Annotated in this window: 14 protein-coding genes; 6 read left to right on the top strand and 8 right to left on the bottom strand. The window is 59.9% G+C overall.

Translation table 11 applies throughout. The features are described from left to right. Window positions 1-126 precede the first annotated feature (126 nt). Window positions 127-1581, top strand: a complete 1455-nt coding sequence (locus tag OYW20_RS08225) for a TrkH family potassium uptake protein (protein ID WP_268800201.1) — start codon at window positions 127-129, stop codon at window positions 1579-1581. Window positions 1582-1916: 335 nt separating this feature from the next. Here the strand turns inward: OYW20_RS08225 and OYW20_RS08220 are convergent, their stop codons facing one another. Next, window positions 1917-2375, bottom strand: a complete 459-nt coding sequence (locus tag OYW20_RS08220) for an REP-associated tyrosine transposase (protein WP_268800200.1) — start codon at window positions 2373-2375, stop codon at window positions 1917-1919. Between the two features lie 481 nt (window positions 2376-2856). Beyond that, window positions 2857-3855 (bottom strand): AraC family transcriptional regulator, encoded by a 999-nt coding sequence (locus OYW20_RS08215; RefSeq protein ID WP_268800199.1) that lies wholly within the window; start codon window positions 3853-3855, stop codon window positions 2857-2859. A 134-nt stretch (window positions 3856-3989) separates the two neighbouring features. Between OYW20_RS08215 and OYW20_RS08210 the strand changes: the two genes are divergently transcribed. After that, complete coding sequence (locus tag OYW20_RS08210) at window positions 3990-4301, top strand: DUF962 domain-containing protein (RefSeq protein ID WP_268800198.1); 312 nt, start codon at window positions 3990-3992, stop codon at window positions 4299-4301. 30 nt (window positions 4302-4331) lie between these two features. Here OYW20_RS08210 and OYW20_RS08205 read toward each other — a convergent pair whose 3' ends face one another. The 5 genes from OYW20_RS08205 to recQ form a co-directional block, all read right to left on the bottom strand. Beyond that, on the bottom strand, window positions 4332-5144 hold the full coding sequence (locus OYW20_RS08205; RefSeq protein ID WP_268800197.1) for a UDP-2,3-diacylglucosamine diphosphatase: 813 nt from the start codon (window positions 5142-5144) through the stop codon (window positions 4332-4334). A 90-nt stretch (window positions 5145-5234) separates the two neighbouring features. Next, window positions 5235-5534, bottom strand: coding sequence for a SelT/SelW/SelH family protein (locus OYW20_RS08200; RefSeq protein WP_268800196.1), 300 nt, complete (start codon window positions 5532-5534; stop codon window positions 5235-5237). Beyond that, a complete protein-coding gene (locus OYW20_RS08195) occupies window positions 5531-7936 on the bottom strand; it encodes a FimV/HubP family polar landmark protein (RefSeq protein WP_408005480.1) in 2406 nt (801 codons plus the stop codon). Before OYW20_RS08195 ends, OYW20_RS08200 begins: the two co-directional genes overlap by 4 nt. Window positions 7937-8082: 146 nt before the next feature. After that, window positions 8083-8517, bottom strand: coding sequence for a MarR family transcriptional regulator (locus OYW20_RS08190; RefSeq protein ID WP_268800194.1), 435 nt, complete (start codon window positions 8515-8517; stop codon window positions 8083-8085). A gap of 110 nt (window positions 8518-8627) precedes the next feature. After that, window positions 8628-10757, bottom strand: a complete 2130-nt coding sequence (gene recQ, locus OYW20_RS08185; RefSeq protein WP_268800193.1) for a DNA helicase RecQ — start codon at window positions 10755-10757, stop codon at window positions 8628-8630. Between the two features lie 210 nt (window positions 10758-10967). Between recQ and OYW20_RS08180 the strand changes: the two genes are divergently transcribed. Both OYW20_RS08180 and OYW20_RS08175 read left to right on the top strand, forming a co-directional pair. Continuing rightward, entirely contained in the window at window positions 10968-11555 is a 588-nt protein-coding gene (locus OYW20_RS08180; protein WP_268800192.1) for a YecA family protein, read from the top strand. 10 nt (window positions 11556-11565) lie between these two features. Beyond that, complete coding sequence (locus OYW20_RS08175) at window positions 11566-11982, top strand: YbaN family protein (RefSeq protein WP_268800191.1); 417 nt, start codon at window positions 11566-11568, stop codon at window positions 11980-11982. 232 nt (window positions 11983-12214) lie between these two features. On the opposite strand, the gene OYW20_RS08170 is transcribed toward OYW20_RS08175, so the two are convergent. After that, the gene (locus tag OYW20_RS08170) at window positions 12215-16555 is read right to left on the bottom strand and encodes a retention module-containing protein (protein WP_268800190.1); all 4341 of its coding nucleotides are present in this window, start codon (window positions 16553-16555) and stop codon (window positions 12215-12217) included. Window positions 16556-16976: 421 nt separating this feature from the next. On the opposite strand from OYW20_RS08170, the gene OYW20_RS08165 reads away from it, so the two are divergent. Both OYW20_RS08165 and OYW20_RS08160 read left to right on the top strand, forming a co-directional pair. Then, the gene (locus OYW20_RS08165; protein WP_268800189.1) at window positions 16977-18332 is read left to right on the top strand and encodes a TolC family outer membrane protein; all 1356 of its coding nucleotides are present in this window, start codon (window positions 16977-16979) and stop codon (window positions 18330-18332) included. A gap of 36 nt (window positions 18333-18368) precedes the next feature. After that, entirely contained in the window at window positions 18369-20522 is a 2154-nt protein-coding gene (locus OYW20_RS08160) for a type I secretion system permease/ATPase (protein ID WP_268800188.1), read from the top strand. The last annotated feature ends 5 nt before the right edge of the window (window positions 20523-20527 follow it).

Raw genomic sequence — 20527 nt, 5'->3', positions numbered from 1 at the left:
CGTGTTGAAGTTCAATAACGAATAACGGTGCCAATTACTTAAAAGACCGCCAGAAAGCCCATCGGTTTACATGTACAGAGCCACGGGTAGAATGGCGCCCCTTCTTTTTCTCAGCAGAGCGACCGCATGGCGTTGCCGACCCTTCGCATCATCGGTTTCATTATCGGGATCTTCCTCATTACGCTGGCCATTGCGATGGTTGTGCCGATGGCGACCCTGCTGATCTTCGAGCGCACCAGTGACCTGCCATCGTTTCTTTGGGCGAGCACTATCACGTTCGTTGCAGGCCTGGCGCTGGTGAGTCCCGGCCGGCCGGAACATGTGCACCTGCGCCCACGAGACATGTATCTGCTTACCGTCAGCAGTTGGGTCGTCGTCTGCATCTTCGCAGCGCTGCCGTTTCTGCTGACGCAACACATCAGCTACACCGACTCCTTCTTTGAAAGCATGTCGGGCATCACGGCCACCGGCTCGACGGTGCTGAGCGGGCTGGACACGATGTCGCCGGGCATTCTGATCTGGCGCTCGCTGTTGCACTGGCTGGGCGGTATCGGCTTCATCGGTATGGCGGTGGCGATCCTGCCGTTGCTGCGGATCGGCGGGATGCGGCTGTTTCAGACGGAGTCCTCGGACCGTTCGGAAAAGGTCATGCCGCGCTCGCACATGGTCGCCAAGTTCATCGTGTTGATTTACGTCAGCATCACAGCAGTTGGCACCCTGGCCTTCTGGGCCGCGGGCATGAACCTGTTCGACGCGATCAACCACGCCATGTCGGCGATTTCCACCGGTGGTTTTTCGACCTCTGATCAATCGCTGGCGAAGTGGACGCAGCCCGCCGTGCATTGGGTGGCCATCGTGGTGATGATCCTTGGCAGCCTGCCGTTCACGCTATTTGTGGCGACCGTGCGCGGTAACCGTAAGGCGTTGATCAGGGACCAGCAGGTGCAGGGTTTTATCGGGCTGCTGCTGGTGACCTGGCTGGTCATGACCCTCTGGTATTGGGCGACCACCGATCTGCCTTGGTACGATGCCTTGCGCCATGTTGCGCTGAACGTCACTTCCGTGGTCACCACCACCGGTTTTGCACTGGGGGATTACAGCCTTTGGGGCAATTTCTCGCTGATGATTTTCTTTTATCTGGGGTTCATCGGCGGTTGTTCCGGCTCGACGGCAGGCGGCGTGAAGGTCTTTCGGTTTCAGGTGGCGTACATCCTGCTCAGGGCGAACCTGCATCAACTGATCCACCCGCGAGCGGTGATTCGACAGCAGTACAACGGGCATCGGCTGGATGACGATATTGTGCGGTCGATCCTGACCTTTTCGTTTTTCTTCACGATCACCATTTGCCTGATCGCGCTGATGCTGTCGCTTCTGGGCCTGGACTGGATGACCGCATTGACAGGCGCCGCCAGCACGGTATCCGGCGTCGGCCCGGGCCTGGGCGAAACCATCGGCCCGGCCGGCAATTTCTCGACCTTGCCGGATGCAGCCAAATGGATTCTGTCAGTGGGCATGCTGCTCGGCCGCCTGGAAATCATCACCGTACTGGTGCTTTGCATCCCGGCGTTCTGGCGGCATTGAAACCCTGCGGATACCGAGAGCTTGCAGGAATCTCCCACTCGCCCGCACAGATTTGGCCGCGAATCGAACCTAACAAACGCCGCAAAATCCTGTAGGAGCTGACGAGCCTGGGCGAGGCCGCGATGGGATGCCACGCGAATGAATTCGCGTCTACAGGTTGAGGCCATGCTGCCTGTGTAGGAGCCAACTTGTTGGCGAGACGGCATCACAGGCTGAATCAATCCCAACGCCACGCGAATGAATTCGCGTCTACAGAACAAAGCACCCATCCAGAAATGCCGCGGTTCTGTAGGAGCCAACTTGTTGGCGAGGCGGTTTACCCGGCTGCAGATGTTTCAAATCCATACTGCGTCCCAAAGCGGATAGTTTCCCAAGCGGCTAACCAACCCTGCGCGAAGCGGGTTGGCGACGATGTATCGCGCGACATCCTGGACATCCTCTTCATAACGGATTGCCCTGTCATGAAAACCCTTTTGCCAGATGCGCCCGCGCCCCTGCGTCGCCCGGTTGTACTCAATGGCACTCCGTGCCTTGACGCGTTTGATCAGGGCATCCAAAGAGCCGGACCTGAGTTCGAACAACCAGTGGAAATGGTCAGGCATAACCACCCAAGCGAATGAGCAAACCAAACCGTCCGCTTCCGCACGCCGAAATTCGTGAACAACGATTCTGCCCAATTGCCAATTGCCAAAAATGGGTAACCGGCCTTCTACCACTGACGTCACGCTGTACAGTCGCCCAACCTCCGAAAATCGTCCCGTTCTGAGACAGCCTGCATGTTCGTTACGCGTCATTAGCTCGCCCTCCATGGCCTGAACAAGAGCAGAACAACTTACGTACTGATGCGTAAAGGCTCTAATAAAGCTTTCTTCCCGGATATGTCGAAAGCTCAAAGAGCCTTCCAGCTCTGGGGCCAACTTGCTGGCGAGACGTCGTCACAGGTTGAATCAATCCCAACGCCACGCGAATGAATTCGCGTCTACAGCTCAAAGCACCCATCCAGAAGTGCCCCGGGTCTGCAGGTGCCAACTTGTTGGCAAGACGGCGTCACAGGTTGAATCAATCCCAACGCCAAGCGAATGAGTTCGCGTCTACAGCTCAAAGCACCCATCCAGAAGTGCCCCGGGTCTGCAGGTGCCAACTTGTTGGCAAGACGGCGTCACAGGTTGAATCAATCCCAACGCCACGCGAATGAATTCGCGTCTACAGGTCCCCGTCATTCTGATGGCCCTATCCAGGCTCACAATGGCGTTTTATCGGGGCGGGGATGGTGCGTTACAGTCGGGCGCGATATTCGCCCGGGGTTTCGTCGAACCAGCGTCGGAAGGCACGGAAGAAATTGCTGGGGTCGGCGAAACCCAGAAGGTAAGCGATTTCCAGCAAGGTCATGTTGGGTTGGGCGAGGTATTGCCCGGCCAGTTCTCGACGGGTGTCGTCGAGCAGGATCTGGAAGCTGGTGCGCTCCTCCTGCAACCGGCGCTGCAAGGTGCGCTGCGACAAATGCAGGCTTTGTGCAACCGCTTCGCGCTTGGGCTCGCCCTGCGGCAGCAAACGGCACAACACCTGCCGCGCCTGATGGGTGACACGGTTGCTGGCAAAACGCGCCAGAAACTCCCCCGCAAATCGGTCATGGAGCCTGGCCATCGCCTCGTCGGCCGTCGGCAGCGGCGCTTCCAGGTCGGCGCGTTCGAACACCAGCGCGTCGTAGGGCGCATTGAAGGTCAGCGGGGCATGAAAGAACTTTTTATAGGGCTCGACGTTTTTCGGTTGCGGGCCCTGAATCATCACAGACCGGGGTTGCAGCGGCCGGCCTGTCAGCCAGCCACAAAACGCCAGTGCAAAGGCCAGTGACGCTTCGGCGCTCTGCCGGGTCGGCGGAAGATGATCGCCATGCACTGTGAGAATCAGCGCATAGCCTTCCGGCAGCAGACGAAAACTCAAGTCAGCGCTGTCGGCAATGATGCGCTGGTAACGCACCAGTCGCTCGAAACCTTCCTTGAGCGTGCGCGACGACATCAAGGCATAGCCAGCCACACTGAAAGAGGCAGGCCGCACCACCCGCGCCATGTTCAGACCGACCGCCGGGTTGCCCGATAACTCGACGGCCCGCTGCCAAAGCCGGGTCATGGAATCCTGAGGGAAACGCGCATCCGGATTCTCCAGATCGGCGTACACCAACCCCAACTGCTTGAACAAAGCACGGCAGTCCAGCCCATCCATTTCCAGCGATTTGACGATGCCCATTGCCCAGCTGGAAGAAGTCGTTCTCTCCATGCTCACGTCTGCTTTTCAGGCCGCCGCCCCCTGCGGTCGATAGCCGAAGGATACTACGTTGGCACCTAATGTCACTGATTGTGTCCAGGGCTCGGCTAGACTCAGAGTACGTCACATAACAATGAGCACAATCAGTGGATAACGTCAGAACGTTCCAGCACTTTGCCGACTTCTATCCTTATTATTTGAAGGAACACAGTGACAGCACCTGCCGCCGTCTGCACTTCATCGGGACCTCGCTGGTTATCCTGATTCTGGCGTCAGCGCTGATCAGCGCCAGCTGGATGTGGCTGTGGATATTGCCGCTGGCCGGCTACAGTTTTGCCTGGGTCGGGCACTTTTTCTTCGAGAAAAATCGTCCGGCCACTTTCAAATATCCCCTCTACAGCCTGCTAGGGGATTTCGCCATGTACCGCGACATGCTGCGCGGCAAGGTGCCGTTCTAGCACTTGATCCAAACGGAGCCTGGCGAGGCTTCAGACCGTCGCCTGCTCCGCTTCCTCAAGGGCCTTTTTGCTGACGTGAGCATCGGCCAGACGGAACAGCTCGATGTGGCCGTCCCAGTGCTCGATCAACGCCGTGCAGGACTCCACCCAATCGCCGCAATTGAGGTATTCCACCTCCCCGACCTGACGGATCTCGGCGTGGTGGATATGCCCGCACACCACGCCGTCCAGCCCGCGTTTGGCGCACTCATGAGCGATGGCTTCTTCGAAGTCGCTGATGAAGCTGACGGCGGTTTTGACCTTGTGCTTCAGGTACGCCGACAACGACCAGTAACCGTACCCGTAACGGGCGCGCCAGTGATTGAGCCAGCGATTGAGGGTCAAGGTGAATTCGTAGGCCGAGTCGCCCAGAAACGCCAGCCAACGGTGGTAGCGCGTGATGACGTCAAACTGATCGCCGTGGATCACCAGCAGGCGCCGGCCATCGGCGGTGGTGTGCACAGCCTCGTCGACCAGCTGGATGTTGCCCAGGATCAGCTTCGAATAACGCCGAAGAAATTCGTCGTGATTGCCGGTTACGTAGATGACTTCCGTCCCGCGTTTGCTCATCGTCAGCAAGCGGCGGATGACGTTGGTGTGCGCCTGCGGCCAGTACATGCCGCCTCGCAGTTTCCAGCCGTCGATGATATCGCCGACCAGGTAAATCCGGTCGGCATGGTACTGCTTGAGAAAGCCCGACAAGTGCTCCGCCTGGCAATCCCGGGTACCAAGGTGGACGTCGGATATCCATAGGGTTCTGACACGTTGCTTCCGACTGGGGCGGGCGTTTTCAGCAATGCTCATGGACACACTCCGTCTGGTTTGAATGAGACTGAACCCAGACGGTTAATCCGATGTGACAGGGTTATTGCGATGTGATGACAGCAGCTGAACTCAGGCGTCCGTGGCAGACGCGCGATCGTTATGCCCGAGGTTGCGTTGAGGGTCGATCTGGTCGCGCACCCGCTGCTTGAGCGCCTTGGCTTCCGGGAAGCCACCGTCGGCCTTGCGCTCCCAGATGTGAACCTCATCGCAGGTGATCTGAAAGATGCCGCCGGTGCCGGGGACCAGCGACACTTTGCCCAGATCATCTGAAAAAGTACTGAGCAGCTCCTGCGCCAGCCATGCAGCGCGCAACAGCCACTGGCACTGAGTGCAGTAGGTGATGACGACTTCGGGTTTAACCGACATCAACTGATGCCCGCCAGCAAGTCCCGCGCCGTCTGCTGCGCACCGTCATTGCTGTCGTCGATGACTTCCTGAAGCAACTGACGCGCGTCATCCAGGCTGCCCTCATCGATCAGTACCTGTGCCTGATTGATTTTGCTCAAGGGCTCTTCCTCCAGATCGAGTAAATCGAATTCAGACTCGTCGTCCATGAAGCCGTCCAGAAACGCATCGTCCAGTGAGTCGCTGTTGGTTTGCACGACCGTCTCCACGATCGGCTCGGGCTCAAGGTCCATGCCGAGATCAGCGTCCAGATCAAAATCCATGTCCATATCGAGGTCCAGAGCCTGTTCGTTCACGACCAGCGGTTCAGGTTCGGCAAAGTCGCTGAGAAACTGCTCATCAGGCATCTCGAATACTTCGGGCAGCTCTGTCAGGTTCGACGCAAACGCCGGGTCGGCAGCTGCTTCGGGCACAACAGCCGGGGCCTTGCGCGGCGCGGGCGTGCTTTCAAACGGGTCAACCAGATCCCAATCCGAATCCATCGACAGGTCATCGAGGTTCAGCTGGAATTCGTCTTCCTGTTTAGGATTGAGCGCTGCCGCAGCATTTTCATCGGGCTGTGATGCCGTAACCGCAGGCGGTGCTGCCGCTGCAGTCGCAGCAGCCATTGCAGCCATTGCAGCCGTTGCCAGCACGGCCGGCGCAACTGGAGACGGCGATGACGATGGAGCGGGCTCAGGCGCGACGACAGGTGGCTGCGCCGCCAGCTTCAATTTTGGATAACGCGAGCGGATTTCCTGAAGTCGCTGCGGCTCTATGCCCTGGTTCAGCAACACCTTTTCTTCTTCATCGAAAGCGGCGAGATCGCCTTGCTCGCCGAGTAATTCGAGAATTCTCAAGCGCAAATCCGTACGTTGCGGCTGCTTTTGCAACGCTTCGCGCAGGATAGCCAGTGCCTCGGTAAAACGCCCATAGGCAATGTAAATACTGGCGCCATCAAGAGCGTCGGTGGACGCACCTGCCAGTCGTTGACCGGAGGATGACGGCGATGCAGCGGGGGCGGCTGTCGGGCGCGGTGCCACGTCGGGCACCTCGAAAACCGGGGTGACGGTCGACTGAGCCGGCTTTATGATCGGTTCTTCACGCTCAGGCACCAACGCCAGCTGGTTTTTGATGCGGTTGCGCCGAATCGAGTAAGCCAGTCCGAGCAATAGCAACAGAATCAGAATGGCACCCAGCAACAGCGGCCATGGCACATCGCTTGCGTCGTTGGCCACCACCGCAACAGGCGCAGGCGCGGGCGTCACAGCTGGCGTCACAGCGGGAGCGGCAGCAGGCGTGGCGGGCGGCGTGGCGGGCGGCGTCGCCACCGCAGGACGGTTACTCGCGGACGATTTGAGTTCCGCAAGCTGAGTCTGAAGTTCGCTGATTTGCCTGTTTTTGCCAGCGACGTCTTCTTCGGCGGTCTGCACCTTGCCTTTCAGGTCGTCGAGACTTTTGCTCAGTTGCTGATTTTCCAGCGCTGTGGCGGTCAATTGCTCGGCCACCTGGGGCGCGCTGCTCTGCGCTGTGGTGACACCCGACACCGGTGCGGCGGCAGGCGTTGATGCAGGTGCAGATGCGGGTGATGTAGGCGCTGATTTGGCAGGCGCCGCTTGATTCGGAGTCATGGCGGCATCGGGCAAGAGCAGGCTCTGGCCAATTTTCAGACGGCTGTTTTCACCGTTGGGAAACGCTTGAGGATTGAGCGCTTGAATACCGCTGGCCAATCCTGCGGCAGAGGTTTTACTGCCGGGCGCTTGCAGCCGCCGGGCGATGGATGCCAGCGTGTCACCGGCGACAACGGTGTAGTGCTTGCCGTCAACGGCGGCCGGCGGTGCAACCGGCATCCGCGACTCAGGTATTTTAGAGGTGGTGCCTGCAAGCGTGTTGGTGCGGCTGCGTGTCGCGGACAGTCCGGCCGGCGAATCCGGCGGATCAAGCAACACGGTGTACTCATGCAACTGGTCGCCGGACGGGCGAACCAGTCTCACCAGAAAATTCAGATAAGGCTCGGTCACCGCCTTCCTGGACTCCACATGAACGACCCCGCGATTGCCACGGATGATCGGTGTGAAGCGCAGGTCGTTGTAGAAGAAAACCCGCTCTATACCCGCTTTGCTGAAGGCTTCTGGCGGGGCAAGGCCGACGATGATGTCTTCAGGATTGAGTCCAGCGGTCTCGATCAGCTCGATGTCGGCGTTGAGCGGCTGACCCATTGCAGAGTGCAGCGTTATCTCGCCAAGCCCAAGCGCTGCGGCGATGCTGCTATGAAGCAGGGACGCCGAAGCGATGGCCAATGTCAGCACGCTACAACGAAGACCTGTTTTGACACGCCGTGCCGAACACGCCATGCGCCCACTATGAGCCTGAAAACTCTTCAGCATGCGAACCCTTATGGAAAAAGAGGCAGGCTTCCCTGCTGTTCATTGACGTAATGGACGCCACGTCCAGATCGAAACACGTATGTATGCAAATAGAACAGGATGTTTATGCACGTACAACGTATTTAAAGCGCTGTGTACGCCTGATTTCAGGATTTTTCGAGGTTCGCGAGTATTTTCGCGTGAACCTGCATGCAAACCCGAAGCTCTTCCTCATCGACGCCCACGAACAGCTCGTGACGCAAGGCGGTGGCGATGGTTTCTATCTCTACGATGAGCGGACGCGCGCTGTCATCGAGGAGGATCTTCTTGGCCCGGCGATCTTCAAGAACTGCCTGACGACGCACCAGGCCCTGTTTTTCCAGGCTGTCCAGCAAACGGGCCAGAGTGGGGCCTTCAACACCGACACTTTGCGCCAGCTCACGCTGGGTGGGCGGCTCGGTGAAGCGCGCCAGATGCAGCAACACCAGCCAACGGGCCTGGGACAAACCGAGATCAGCCAGGCGCCGGTCGAGTTCGGCACGCCAGCCACGGGACGTGTGGGCCAGTTGCATGCCGAAGCGATGTTCTTCAGTGAGGGGCATAGGCGACTCAGTGGTTAAAGGCTTTTCCTAATTAATAGCCAGCTAACCATGACGCTTCTGATCAGGCAAGTATCCGGATGTGGTGATTCGTCGCAGACCGTCAGGCGGCCTCAGACCTCGAACTCCGACTGCAACGCCGCGCGCACGCAATACAGTACGCCCTCCGGCACGCGGCCGACGAACAGGTCGGCGATGGCAGCCACCGGAGGCAACTCGCCTTCGCCGTCAAGAAACGCATCCTGAATTTCACCAAGCAGGTCTTCCGGCAGATCCAGCGCCTGCTCAAGGGACAATTGCTGCTTGCCAATGGCTTCGGCCAGCATGGTGTAGACGTTTTTCTCCGAACACTGCAACTGCCCGGCGATCTGCAGCGGCGTCATGCCTGCGCGAGCGAGGCTGATCAACTCGTGACGCACATCGGCCACCACTTTGAGCGCCGGCCCCGAACCCCCCAGTACTTCCAGAAAGGCCTCGCCATAGCGCTCAAGTTTGCGCGCGCCCACCCCGCTGACGCGACCCATGTCGGCCATCGTCCCGGGTTTGCTGCGCAGCATTTCAAGCAGCGTGGAATCCGGAAAAATAACGTAAGGCGGCACGCCGTGCTCTTCGGCCAGTTTGCGGCGCAACGCACGTAACGCTTCCCACTGTTCGCGCTCTTCTGCGCGCACCAATTGGCTGGCAGGGCTGCTGCCAGATGCCTTGGCGGTGGTTTGCGGTTTCAGGTCGCGGCGTAATTCAAGGGTGACTTCGCCGCGAAGCAAAGGCCTGCACGTGTCGCTCAGACGCAGTCCGCCGTAGCCTTCCAGATCGATATCGGCCAGGCCACGCGCCACCAACTGTCGGAACAAGGAGCGCCACTCGCTATCATTCCGGTTTTTTCCGACACCGAAGACCGCCAGGTGCTGATGGCCGAAGCTCTGAACCTTGTCGTTCTCCTTGCCCAGCAACACGTCCACCAGATGCCCGACGCCATAACGCTGGCCGGTGCGGTAAATCGCCGAGAGCGCTTGGCGCGCAGGCTCGGTAGCGTCCCAGGTCTGCACGCCGTCAACGCAGTTATCGCAATGGCCGCACGGGTTGGGCATGTCTTCGTCGAAATACGCCAAAAGGGTCTGTCGACGGCAGCGGGTTTCTTCGCACAGGGCGAGCATGGCGTCGAGCTTGTGCTGTTCGACACGTTTGTGGCGCTCATCGCCTTCGGAGTTTTGCAGCATCTGCTTGAGCATCACGACGTCTTGCAGACCGTACGCCATCCACGCGTCAGCCGGCAGCCCGTCTCGCCCTGCCCGGCCCGTCTCCTGGTAGTACGCTTCCAGCGATTTTGGCAGGTCCATGTGCGCGACGAAGCGCACGTTGGGTTTGTCGATGCCCATGCCGAACGCGATGGTGGCAACCATGATCAAGCCTTCTTCGTTCAGAAAGCGACGCTGGTTGCTGGAGCGGGTTTCGATGGGTAAGCCTGCGTGATAAGGCAGCGCCGGATAGCCGTTGTCGCTGAGGAACACGGCAATTTCATCGACTTTCTTGCGCGACAGGCAGTAGACGATGCCCGCATCGCTGCGCCGTTCGGACAGAAACGCCAGCAATTGTTTGCGCGGCTGCTCTTTAGGCACGATGCGGTAAAAAATGTTGGGGCGGTCGAAGCTCGACAGAAAGCGTTCTGCGTTTTGCAGGTGCAGACGCTGCACGATCTCTTCACGGGTGCGCTTGTCGGCGGTGGCGGTCAGGGCAATACGCGGCACGTCCGGGAACAGCTCGGCCAATTGCCCCAATTGCAGGTATTCAGGGCGGAAGTCATGACCCCATTGTGATACGCAGTGCGCTTCGTCGATGGCGAACAGGGCAATCTTGAGGTTCTGCAGAAACGCCAGCATGCGCGGCTGCACAAGACGCTCCGGCGCCAGATAGAGCATTTTGATCTCACCCAGCTGAATCCGGTTGGCGAGATCGCGCTGTTGCTCGGCGCTCAGTGTGGAGTTGAGGGCAGCGGCCGAAACACCGAGCTCTTCAAGGGTCGCCACCTGATCGTCCATCAAGGCGATCAACGGTGAAACCACCACGGCGAGGCCGTCACGCAACAGCCCCGGCACCTGGAAACACAGGGACTTGCCGCCGCCGGTGGGCATCAGCACCAGAGCATCACCGCCATTGGCCACGCGCTCGATAATGGCACCCTGACGACCACGAAAACTGTCGTAGCCGAAGATGTCTTTAAGTACGCGCTGAGCCTGGTCGAGCATAGTTACCCCGGATTGTGCTGCCACGGCGCGAAACAGCCGCCGCCCAATTTCAAAGCGGCGCAGTATACCGGAGCGTTTCAACCGATAGGACAGCAGCGACACGAGCGGTCGAAATTAAGCGCAATACCGATTGCATGGGCCTCGCCGCTGGCGCCCGCGACGCGCAGGGCCTAGAATTCAGCATCGTTTATTTCCAAGGTAGTCCGTCCAATGTCCTTCGCTGAGCAACTAACCCGCCTGCAAGTGTTCCTCGACGCCGATGAGCTGCATGACGAAGCGTTGGACTACGTGGCCGCTCACGGCTACATGACCGCACTGTCGATCTGCGCCGAATCGGTACCTGAGCGCGAGTGGATCGACGCTTTGTTTGCCGAGCCACCGCATTACGCCGATGAATCCCAGCACCTTGAAATCGAAGCCACGCTGATCCAGCTGCAAGCGCACATCGCTCGCCAGCTGGCGTCGGACGAAGAATTCGAACTGCCGTGCGATCTGGATCTGGGGGACGACCCGGACGATTCCGAACTGCGCGGCTGGTGCATCGGCTTCATGGAAGGCGTCTTCCTGCGTGAGTCGGCCTGGTTCGAAAACGATGAAGAGGAAGTCAGCGAAATGCTGCTTCCGATCATGGTCGGGTCGGGGCTGTTCGACGAGCAACCTGAATTCGCCGACATCGCCGCCGATGCCAATCTGATGGACGACATGATCGTGCAGATCCCGGAGGCGCTGACCGCCCTGTATCTGTTGCTGCAGGCGCCGGACGAAAAGCCTGCCATTCTCAAACCCCGCCACCACTGAGTCGGCGCCTATGGCGCAGGGCAGTTCAGGCAACGCAACACCGCGCACGAGTCGACACCGACTCGTGCGCTTTTTTTTGATCGCGGTGGGCTGGCTGAGCGTCGGGCTGGGGGTTATCGGGATTTTCCTGCCGGTGCTGCCCACGACGCCGTTTTTACTGTTGGCCGCAGCGTGTTTTGCGCGAAGTTCGCCGCGGTTTTATCACTGGCTGGTGAATAACAAACGACTGGGTCCGTGGATTCGCGATTACCTGGAAGGCAATGGCATACCGCTCAAAGGCAAGGTCTACGCGATTGCGCTGATGTGGATCAGTATCGGTTTCTCCTGCTGGCTGGTGCCCTCGGCGTGGGCGCGGGGATTCATGCTGCTGAGCGCAGTGCTGGTCACGATTTACATCCTGCGTCAGAAGACCATGTCCCAGCGCTGAACGGCTGTCATCGGTTGCGCAAGCGCAGGAAGCCGGGTCCTCAGGGTCACCGCCGCTGCGCAGCAGATCGTCGGCAAGCCGGACTCCCGCGCCCACCGGGCAGAATCCACAAAATCCCGAGACCCTTCGGGCAGAATCAATACCCCCCCAAACACCACAAAATCTCTTTAGGAGTTGACGAGCCAAAGCGAGGCCGCGATGCGGCGCATCTGACACCCCGCCAGCCGCAGCATCACACCGTATCGACTTTCAGCGAGTGATCCCCGAGCATGCCGCTGATGATGGATGCAGTGTCCGGCCCTCCCACCACAACCCCGCCCGCCCCCGGCGCTACGCCGTAATGCTGGGCCAGATCGACACCCGCCAGATCAATGGTCTGGGTCGTTGCGCCGCCCGCAACGGCGCTGACCGAAATGGTCGACACCACACTTGAATCGCTGCCGCTGATGCTGAAATGCAGGAAGTTCTCCAGCGAGTTCGGATCCTCATGCGCGCCTTGCAGCAACTGCGACAGATCCAGTTTGTCGGCACCAAAGGTGAAGTCGGTGATCGTGTCGTGACCGGTATTGCCGGCCATCCATTGAAAGGTGTCGTTGCCCGGCCCGCCCGTCAGCGTGTTGTTACCCGGGCCGCCGATCAGGATGTCGTCGCCTTCCATGCCGTTGAGCACGTCATTGCCCAGCCCGCCATTGAGTACGTTGGAACCTGCATCACCCGTCAGGCGATCATTGAAGTTCGAGCCCACCAGGTTATCGATGTTGACCAGCGTGTCGGTGCCAGCCCCGCCAGTGTTTTGCGCACCGTTGATGCCGGTGCTGACGGTGACACCCGCCGTCGCCAGCGAATAATCGGCGGTGTTATGGCCCGCGTCTCCATCAAGCAGATCATTGCCCGGACCGCTGAACAGAATATCGTTGCCGCTATCACCAAACAGCTCGTTGTTACCCGGTCCCGCCACCAGCACGTCATTGCCATCGCCACCATGCAAGTGGCTGTTGGCAGCGCCCACCAAGACATCATCTCCGGTGGTACCCAGCACCACCGCCCCGTCCTGATGACTGATATTGACCGCCGCTGTGCTGCTGCCGCCATGAGCATCGGTAGCGGTGTAAGTGCTGTGAACATCCGGCGTGCTGTTAACGGCGCTGGTGTCGATCGACAGATTCAGCGTGTAGTGCTCGGGTGTGTTAGCAGGCGCCTCATTGACCACGACCAAGCGGTACACGCCGTCTTCAGTGGCGGTAAAGCTGCCGCCGTCGGCGATGTCGTGAAAGGCGCCATTGTCGAACTGCCAGGCCATGCCCAGCACATTGTTGGTCAGGCTGTGATCGGCGGTGACGGTTTCCCCTGCTTTCAAGTGCACGCTGTACAGGTCCTGCGCGCTGGAAGCCGAGGCATTGACCGCCCCCAGATAGCCGCTGATGACCAGCAACGCTGCGGTGGCGCTGGTGTTGAAGAAATCGCTGCGCTCAAGATTCTTCAAGTGGTTGGCGTCTTTGTCCTGGGTGCCGGTGAATTGAAGGGTCTTTTGCGACGCGGCAGTGAAGTCGGCATTCCTGGCCGTCCAGCCGGTTTCGAACACGGTGGGCGATGCACCCAGCGCGCCACCGTTGGACGCAATGTCGTTGGCGAGCAGCGCGACAGCGGGGATCTCCAGGCTGGCCGAGTCGATGTTGGTGATCACGTTATCGGCAACAGCCACCGGCGCGTCGTACACAGGCGGCGCGACCACATGAATCGTCAGTTGCGCCGAGGCCAGATCACCGTCGTAGTCGCTGAGTACGTAATGAATGTTCTCGGTCTGTGGCTGCTGCACGCCATTGGCGGGCGTGTAGCTGTAGACGCCGGAATCCATGTTCACCACCAGCGTGCCGCCGTGCTCGGTGGTCACCGTCAGAGTGTTACTGCGCGGGTCGAAACTGCCGTGGTTGTCGTCACCGCTGGCAATGATCCCGCCAGAATGGCTGTAGGCCTTGGGATTGTAGGTGTAGGTGGTGCCGTCAACGCTGATCGACTTGATAAAACCCTGATCGGCGCCGAACGTTCCGCCCTCCAGCAAGCTGCCATGCACGGCGCCTTGCACGGTGCCACTGAGTACTGCGTCCAGTTGCCCCAGATCGGTGACCAGCACAGCATTGCTGTCGGTACCGGTCGCGCCGTTGTGCGCAACCGGGTTCAGGTAGGTGCTGCTGGCCTCGGTGCCAATGCCGATGGCATAGGCATTGATCTGATGAGTGTCCAGAAACCGGGTCCAGACGTGTTCCTCGTTGAGGTCGATACCGTCGCCGAGCGCCGGGTTGGGTTGGCTGCCGGGGTTGGAGTGCTGTGGCGATACCGTCGGGTTGCCGTCCGAGAAAAAGTACGCCAGGTTCTGCGCGCCGGTCAGTGCGCCCTTCTCGCCAAAGGCTTGCTGCGCGGCGGCGAGTGCGGCGTCGTAGTTGGTGCCGTTGCCGGCCTGAATCGCCGAGACCATGGCTTTGGCCGTGGCGACATCCACCCACTCCTTGCTGACCAGATCTGCCTGGCTGTTGAACGTCACCAGTTGCACCCGCACATCGCCCAGCGCGTCGTACTTGTTCAGCAACTCGATGATCGACTGTTTTTCCAGCTCCAGCCGAGACAGCCCATTGAACCCGGACGCTTCGTTCATGCTGGCCGAGTTGTCGACGATCAGCATCAGGTTGGTCTGGGTCTGCTCGCTGGTCACGGTCTGTTCGATGCACGTCGCCACCGGCTGATCGTCGACGATATTGACCACGATCTGCGCGGTGGATGAGTGCCCCAACGCATCGGTGACGGTGTAGCTGAAGGTCTCGTGGGTGATGTTCGGACCGTCGTTGGCCGCTGGCGTGGTTTGGGGTGCCGAAGTGAGCGTGTAGGTGTAGCTGCCATCGGCATTGAGGTGCAGCACGCCGTAATTGCCCTGCGCCGTGCCGTTGTCCGCATTGTTGAGCGTGAACGTCAGCGTGCCGTTGCCGCCCTGTAGCGAATCGGCCACGGTGCCGGTGCCGGTTTCTGCGGCCGAACCGGGATTGCTGCCAATCACCTTGCCGGGCGCCAGGTCCTGGCCGTCCTTGTTCATGTCCAGCGCGCTTTCCTGAACGGTGACGTCGTGATCGTTGCAGGCAATTGGAGGGCATGGCGCGTCGATGTTGACGGTGATCGTGGTGGTGCTGGTGTCGCCGTCTGCGTCACGAATGGTGTAGGTGAAAACGTCCTGCCCACCGTTGGCGCCGACCAGACTGGGGTCGCTGTGGTACGTCGCGTCTCCATTGGCATCAACGATCAGTGTGCCAAACAGCCCGGTGATCACGGTGTTTACCCCGCCGTTCACCGGCTGCGAGCCATCGCCACCCGCCCTGACCCCGATGATCAGCCCCGAAGGCCCCGCCCCGTCAGCGCCCGCTGTGTCGTTAAGGAGAATATTGGTGCTGACCTCCTCGCCCGGCGCCACATTCGCCATATCGGCGTCGGCATGGGGCACATCGTCGAGCACCACGACGTTGATGTTGCCGTCCGCGATGTCGCCATCGCTGTCAACGGCATGCACCGCGATCTGCTCGTTGTTGATTGTGCCGTCGCCCTGGTTGTGGGTTTCCGGCGTGTTCAACGTGTAGCTGTAACTGACTTCGCCCGTGGTCGGGTTGTAATTGTTGATGGTCAATGTACTGCCGGATGGCAAGGTGACGCTTTGCGGGTTGGCCATCATCACGCCGTCGACGATGACGCTGATGCCGCCCACGGTGAGGGTTTGCAGACCGTCTGGCGCGGTGACTTTGACGGTGCCGGTCTGGGTCAGCGCGCTGCTGTCCGGATTGCTGCCGTTGGCGAGATTGGCTTCGTTGAGCGTGAGCTGACTGACGCCCAGCGTGACGCCATTGTCGACGGGCGGCACGACAGGGGGTTCCACGACAGGGGGCTCAACCACTGGAGGTTCGACAACCGGGGGTTCTACCACAGGCGGTTCGACCACCGGAGGCTCTACAACCGGGGGGCCGACAACGGGAGGCTCAACTGGCACTGCCACAACAGGCGGCAACGAGCTATCGGGCGAACCATCGTTGCTGCCATCGATCCGGCCGAGGGGGAACTCCGGCACGCTCCCAAACCCCGCAGTCGGGAAACCGATGGCCGGGATGACCGAACCACCGACTTCCGTCAGCAGCACCGCACTGTGGCCGCCACCCAGCGCGCCGGGTGAACCACCGGAATTGGCGTTGCCTGCCGCAGTCGGGTCGGTGACTTGCGCCGGGTCGGCACCGGCTGCAATGGCTTGCTGCAACTGCTGAACGTCCGTCAGTTGGCCCTGACTGGGTACGGTCGGGTCCGGGGTGTCGATATGGGTAGCGTGGTTGGCGAGGATTTCCGGCGTCAATGGCATCCGGCTCTCGCGGCCCAGCGTCAACTCGCCACCTCCGGCCAGATGAACGGCGATGGCGCCGGTCGCACCGGTCAGCAACTGCTCGCCGGCATATACCTTGTCGCCTTCGATCAACAATCGCTTGCTGCCATCGCTTTCAACCGCGAACGCATCGCCCATTACCTGCCGAACCGTACCGATCAACCTGGCCATATCCACTCCCTTTCGCTGCATTCCCGGATCAAAAATGTTACGAGCGAAACATAAATTGTTCGGATAAATAACAATATCGGTTCAGCTCAAGCATCAAACGACAATTTTATGTCGCTGAATCTTTTCAAGTTTTAACTCGAAAAACTGACCCGCTACTCGCCGTCAAATTTCCGTTGAACTTCTAACAATAACCACGAGGCCCCCGTAATACCTTGAATAGACGTCAATACTGGGACGGACAATCGCCCGAAAAAGAGAATCCGCATAAGTTTTTTTTGGAATAACTCTTATGAAAAAAACGTCTGACTATTTCCAAAAGTTGTTCTTAGCTGTGATGTTACAAACCTGATACGGTTTTAACCGCAAGGCTCGTCGGTTTTTTGGCGATAGCAGCAAGACATCATTCCAGGGAGAAGTCTTCATGCGCGAATTGACCCCGCTCTACATTGCAGTCGTGTTGGCGGTGAGCTGCGCTCAAGCGCAAGCCATGTCGTTGACTCAGGCGATACAGAACACCATCGACTACCACCCGGAAATTCGCTCGAACGTAAACAACCGGTTGTCAGCAGACGAAGACGTCAAATTCGCCAAAGGCGGGTACCGCCCGGTGGTCGACTTGAATGCTGCCTACGGACGTCAGCACACCGACAGCCCCACGACCCGCTTTGTCGGCAATCACAATGAAGAAACACTCAATTACACCCAGTCGGAATTGCGTCTGCGGCAGATGCTGTTCGACGGCTTCAATACCAAAAACGAGGTAGCTCGCACCGAAGCGGTGGTTAACTCGCGGGCGTATTACCTGCGCGGCACCTCCGAAGACCTGGCCCTGCGGGCCATCGAGGTCTATCTCGAAGTACTCAAGCGTCGCGAGCTGCTGGGCCTGGCGAAGAACAACCTGCAGGCGCATTTGCGCATCAATGACCAGATTGGTCTGCGCAGCAACCAAGGCATCGGCAGCAACGCCGACCGCGATCAGTCCAAAGCCCGTCGCGCGCTGGCGGAGAACAACTTCTACACCGCGCAAGTCGATCTGGCAGACGCCGAAGCCAACTTCTTCAGTGCCGTGGGCAAGATGCCCGACGAGCTGGAAACGCCGCCGTCGATCAAAGGCGAAGTGTCCAAAAGCCTGCCGGATGCCAAACAAAGCATGCTGGCCAACAACCCCTACCTGAAGTCTGCGCAGGCTGATGTGCAGGCGGCCGAGAAACAATACGAAGTCGCTAAATCGCCGTTCTACCCGCGCTTTGACGGTGAGCTGGCGGTCGGCGCCAACAACAACATTTCCGGCGAAGAAGGCCACGACAACGAGTGGCGGGCCGCCGTGGTGATGAATTACAACCTTTACAACGGCAACCGCGACCAGGCGCGCCTGCGGTCCGATTCGTATAAAACCGGCCAGGCGATGGACATCCGCAACAACGCCCTGCGCATGCTCAACGAAAACCTGTCCCTGGCCTGGAACGCCATGAACAACGCGCGCACCCAGACGCCGATTGCCCGCGAATACGCCGAAACCACCACCCGCGTTCGCACCGCCTACCAAGACCAGTTCGGCCTGGGGCAACGCACTCTCCTCGACCTGCTGGACAGCGAAAACGAGCTGTACAACGCCTCGCGCCGCTACACCGAACTGCGCTACACCGAGGAATATTCGATGTACCGCGTGCTGGCCACCGAAGGCGAGTTGCTGCGCAAGGCACGGGTTGTACTGCCCGCCGAAGCCGTCGCCATGACGGAAATCAAAAGCGAAGCCCGCCTGCCAGACCTGAAGTAGTCGCGCGTCTGCGCCGGGGAGAAGCCTGTGACCAGCATGAGCATCGAACTACCGCACCCGATTGACCCGCGTTCGAATTTCGACGACCCACTCCTCGACGGTTTGCTGATCCTGTGCAATCTGCACGATTGCAGCGCCAGCCGTACCAGCCTGAGCGCCGGTCTGCCCTTGGCGCAGCAGCGCCTTGATGTCGAACTTCTGCCTCGCGCCGCCGCCCGCGCAGGTTTGCAGGCACGTTTGTTGCGCCGCGACCTGAACGCGATCGACGGTCTGAATCTGCCCGTATTACTGCTACTCAAGGGCAATCGCTGCGCGGTACTCAGACGCTGGGAAGAAGACGGTCGCGCGTTGATCCTGCCGAGCGAATCGGAGGGTGGCGAGCAACGCGTCACTCGCGAAGAGTTGCGGGCGATTTACACCGGCCAGGCGCTTTATGCACGTCCCCGCCATGACCTGGAAAACCTGCGCGCGCCCTTGGTGCCGCGGGTTGACGCCTGGTTTCGTGACACCCTCAAGTTGTCCCGCTGGTTGTACAGCGACGCCATTCTCGCCAGTTTTCTGATCAACCTGCTGGGCCTGATGGTGCCGCTGTTTGTGATGCAGACTTACGACCGCGTAGTGCCCAATCAGGCGACTTCCACGTTGTGGGTGTTGGCCATCGGACTGCTGATCGGCACCGCCTTTGAACTGACCTTGCGCCTGGTGCGCGCGCACTTGCTCGATCAGGCCGGCAAGAAGACTGACGTGATTCTGTCGGCCACGCTGTTCGAGCGCATCACCGGCATGTCGATGAAAGCCCGACCCGCGAGCATTGGCGGCTTTGCCCAGAGCATTCACGACTTTCAGGGCCTGCGTGAGTTTCTCACCGCCGTGACCCTGACCAGCATCATCGACCTGCCGTTCGCGATCCTGATGCTGGTGGTGATCGGGTTGCTGGGCGGCTGGCTGGTGGTGATCCCGCTGTGCGCGTTTCCGATCACTATCCTGTTCGCCTGGATCATCCAGACCCGCTTGCGTGACACCGTGGAAAAAAGCCTCGCCCTGGGTGCCGAGCGCCAGGCCTTGCTGGTGGAAACCCTTGGCGGCCTGGAAACACTGAAAGCCTGCGGCGCCGAAAGCGAGCGCCAGCACACATGGGAATCGACCCACGGCGCCCTCACCCGCCTGGACAGTCATGCACGCGATCTGTCGGCGCTGGCCAGCAACGGTACGTTGTTCATTCAGCAGTTCTCGGGCATGGCGACGATTGTGGCCGGGGTTTACATCATCATCGCCGGCAACCTGAGTGTCGGCGCGCTGGTGGCCAGTTACATGCTTGGCAGTCGGGTGCTGGCGCCGCTGGGGCAGATTGCCGGGCTGATCACCCGCTACCAGCAAGCGCAAGTGACCATGAAAAGCACTGATGCGCTGATGTCTTTGCCGCAGGAGCGCGACACCTCTAAACGTCCGCTGGAACACGTGCGGCTCAACGGCGCGATCAACGTGGTCAAGGCCAGTTTCAGTTACGGCGGCCAAGGCGCGCAGGCCCTGACCGAGGTCACGCTCAATGTGAAACCCGGCGAGCGCATCGGCATCATCGGTCGCAGCGGTTCGGGCAAAAGCACACTGGCGCGCCTGTTGATGGGGTTTTATACGCCGAACGAAGGACAACTGCTGCTGGACGGCCTGGATTTACGCCAGGTGGACGTGACTGATTTGCGCCAGCAGATGGGTTATGTCGCCCATGACCTACCCCTGCTGGCGGGAAGTCTGCGCGATAACCTGACGCTGGGCGCGCGTTTTGTCAGCGATGCGCGAATGCTTGAAGTGGCTGAATTGACCGGTGTCGGCGAGCTGGCGCGGCATCATCCGCTGGGCTTTGACCGACCGGTGGGCGAGCGCGGCCAATTGCTGTCGGGCGGTCAGCGTCAGGCCGTGTTGCTGGCACGGGCGCTGTTGCTCGATCCGCCGATCATGCTGCTCGACGAGCCCACCAGTCACATGGACAACGCCAGCGAAGACATGCTTCGGCACAAGCTGGCCACGCTGATGCAAGGCAAAACGCTGCTGCTGGTGACCCACCGCATGTCGATGCTGAGCCTGGTCGACCGGCTGGTGGTGCTGGACAACGGACGCGTGGTTGCCGACGGCCCCAAAGAGCAGGTCGTCGAAGCACTGCGCAAGGGCCGTGTCGGCCAGGCCACGGTTTAAGGAGC

Origin of the sequence: Pseudomonas sp. BSw22131 (assembly GCF_026810445.1) — a bacterium.
In the GTDB taxonomy this organism is placed as follows: domain Bacteria; phylum Pseudomonadota; class Gammaproteobacteria; order Pseudomonadales; family Pseudomonadaceae; genus Aquipseudomonas; species Aquipseudomonas huanghezhanensis.
This window is presented reverse-complemented; position numbering and strand designations above follow the sequence as displayed.

What these genes read in the sequence shown, in the direction of transcription:
- OYW20_RS08225 (WP_268800201.1), top strand. Translation starts at nt 127, where the DNA reads ATGGCGTTGCCGACCCTTCGCATCATCGGTTTCATTATCGGGATCTTC.
- OYW20_RS08220 (WP_268800200.1), bottom strand. Translation starts at nt 2,375, where the DNA reads ATGACGCGTAACGAACATGCAGGCTGTCTCAGAACGGGACGATTTTCG.
- OYW20_RS08215 (WP_268800199.1), bottom strand. Translation starts at nt 3,855, where the DNA reads ATGGAGAGAACGACTTCTTCCAGCTGGGCAATGGGCATCGTCAAATCG.
- OYW20_RS08205 (WP_268800197.1), bottom strand. Translation starts at nt 5,144, where the DNA reads ATGAGCATTGCTGAAAACGCCCGCCCCAGTCGGAAGCAACGTGTCAGA.
- OYW20_RS08195 (WP_408005480.1), bottom strand. Translation starts at nt 7,936, where the DNA reads ATGCTGAAGAGTTTTCAGGCTCATAGTGGGCGCATGGCGTGTTCGGCA.
- OYW20_RS08190 (WP_268800194.1), bottom strand. Translation starts at nt 8,517, where the DNA reads ATGCCCCTCACTGAAGAACATCGCTTCGGCATGCAACTGGCCCACACG.
- recQ (WP_268800193.1), bottom strand. Translation starts at nt 10,757, where the DNA reads ATGCTCGACCAGGCTCAGCGCGTACTTAAAGACATCTTCGGCTACGAC.
- OYW20_RS08180 (WP_268800192.1), top strand. Translation starts at nt 10,968, where the DNA reads ATGTCCTTCGCTGAGCAACTAACCCGCCTGCAAGTGTTCCTCGACGCC.
- OYW20_RS08175 (WP_268800191.1), top strand. Translation starts at nt 11,566, where the DNA reads ATGGCGCAGGGCAGTTCAGGCAACGCAACACCGCGCACGAGTCGACAC.
- OYW20_RS08170 (WP_268800190.1), bottom strand. Translation starts at nt 16,555, where the DNA reads ATGGCCAGGTTGATCGGTACGGTTCGGCAGGTAATGGGCGATGCGTTC.
- OYW20_RS08165 (WP_268800189.1), top strand. Translation starts at nt 16,977, where the DNA reads ATGCGCGAATTGACCCCGCTCTACATTGCAGTCGTGTTGGCGGTGAGC.
- OYW20_RS08160 (WP_268800188.1), top strand. Translation starts at nt 18,369, where the DNA reads ATGAGCATCGAACTACCGCACCCGATTGACCCGCGTTCGAATTTCGAC.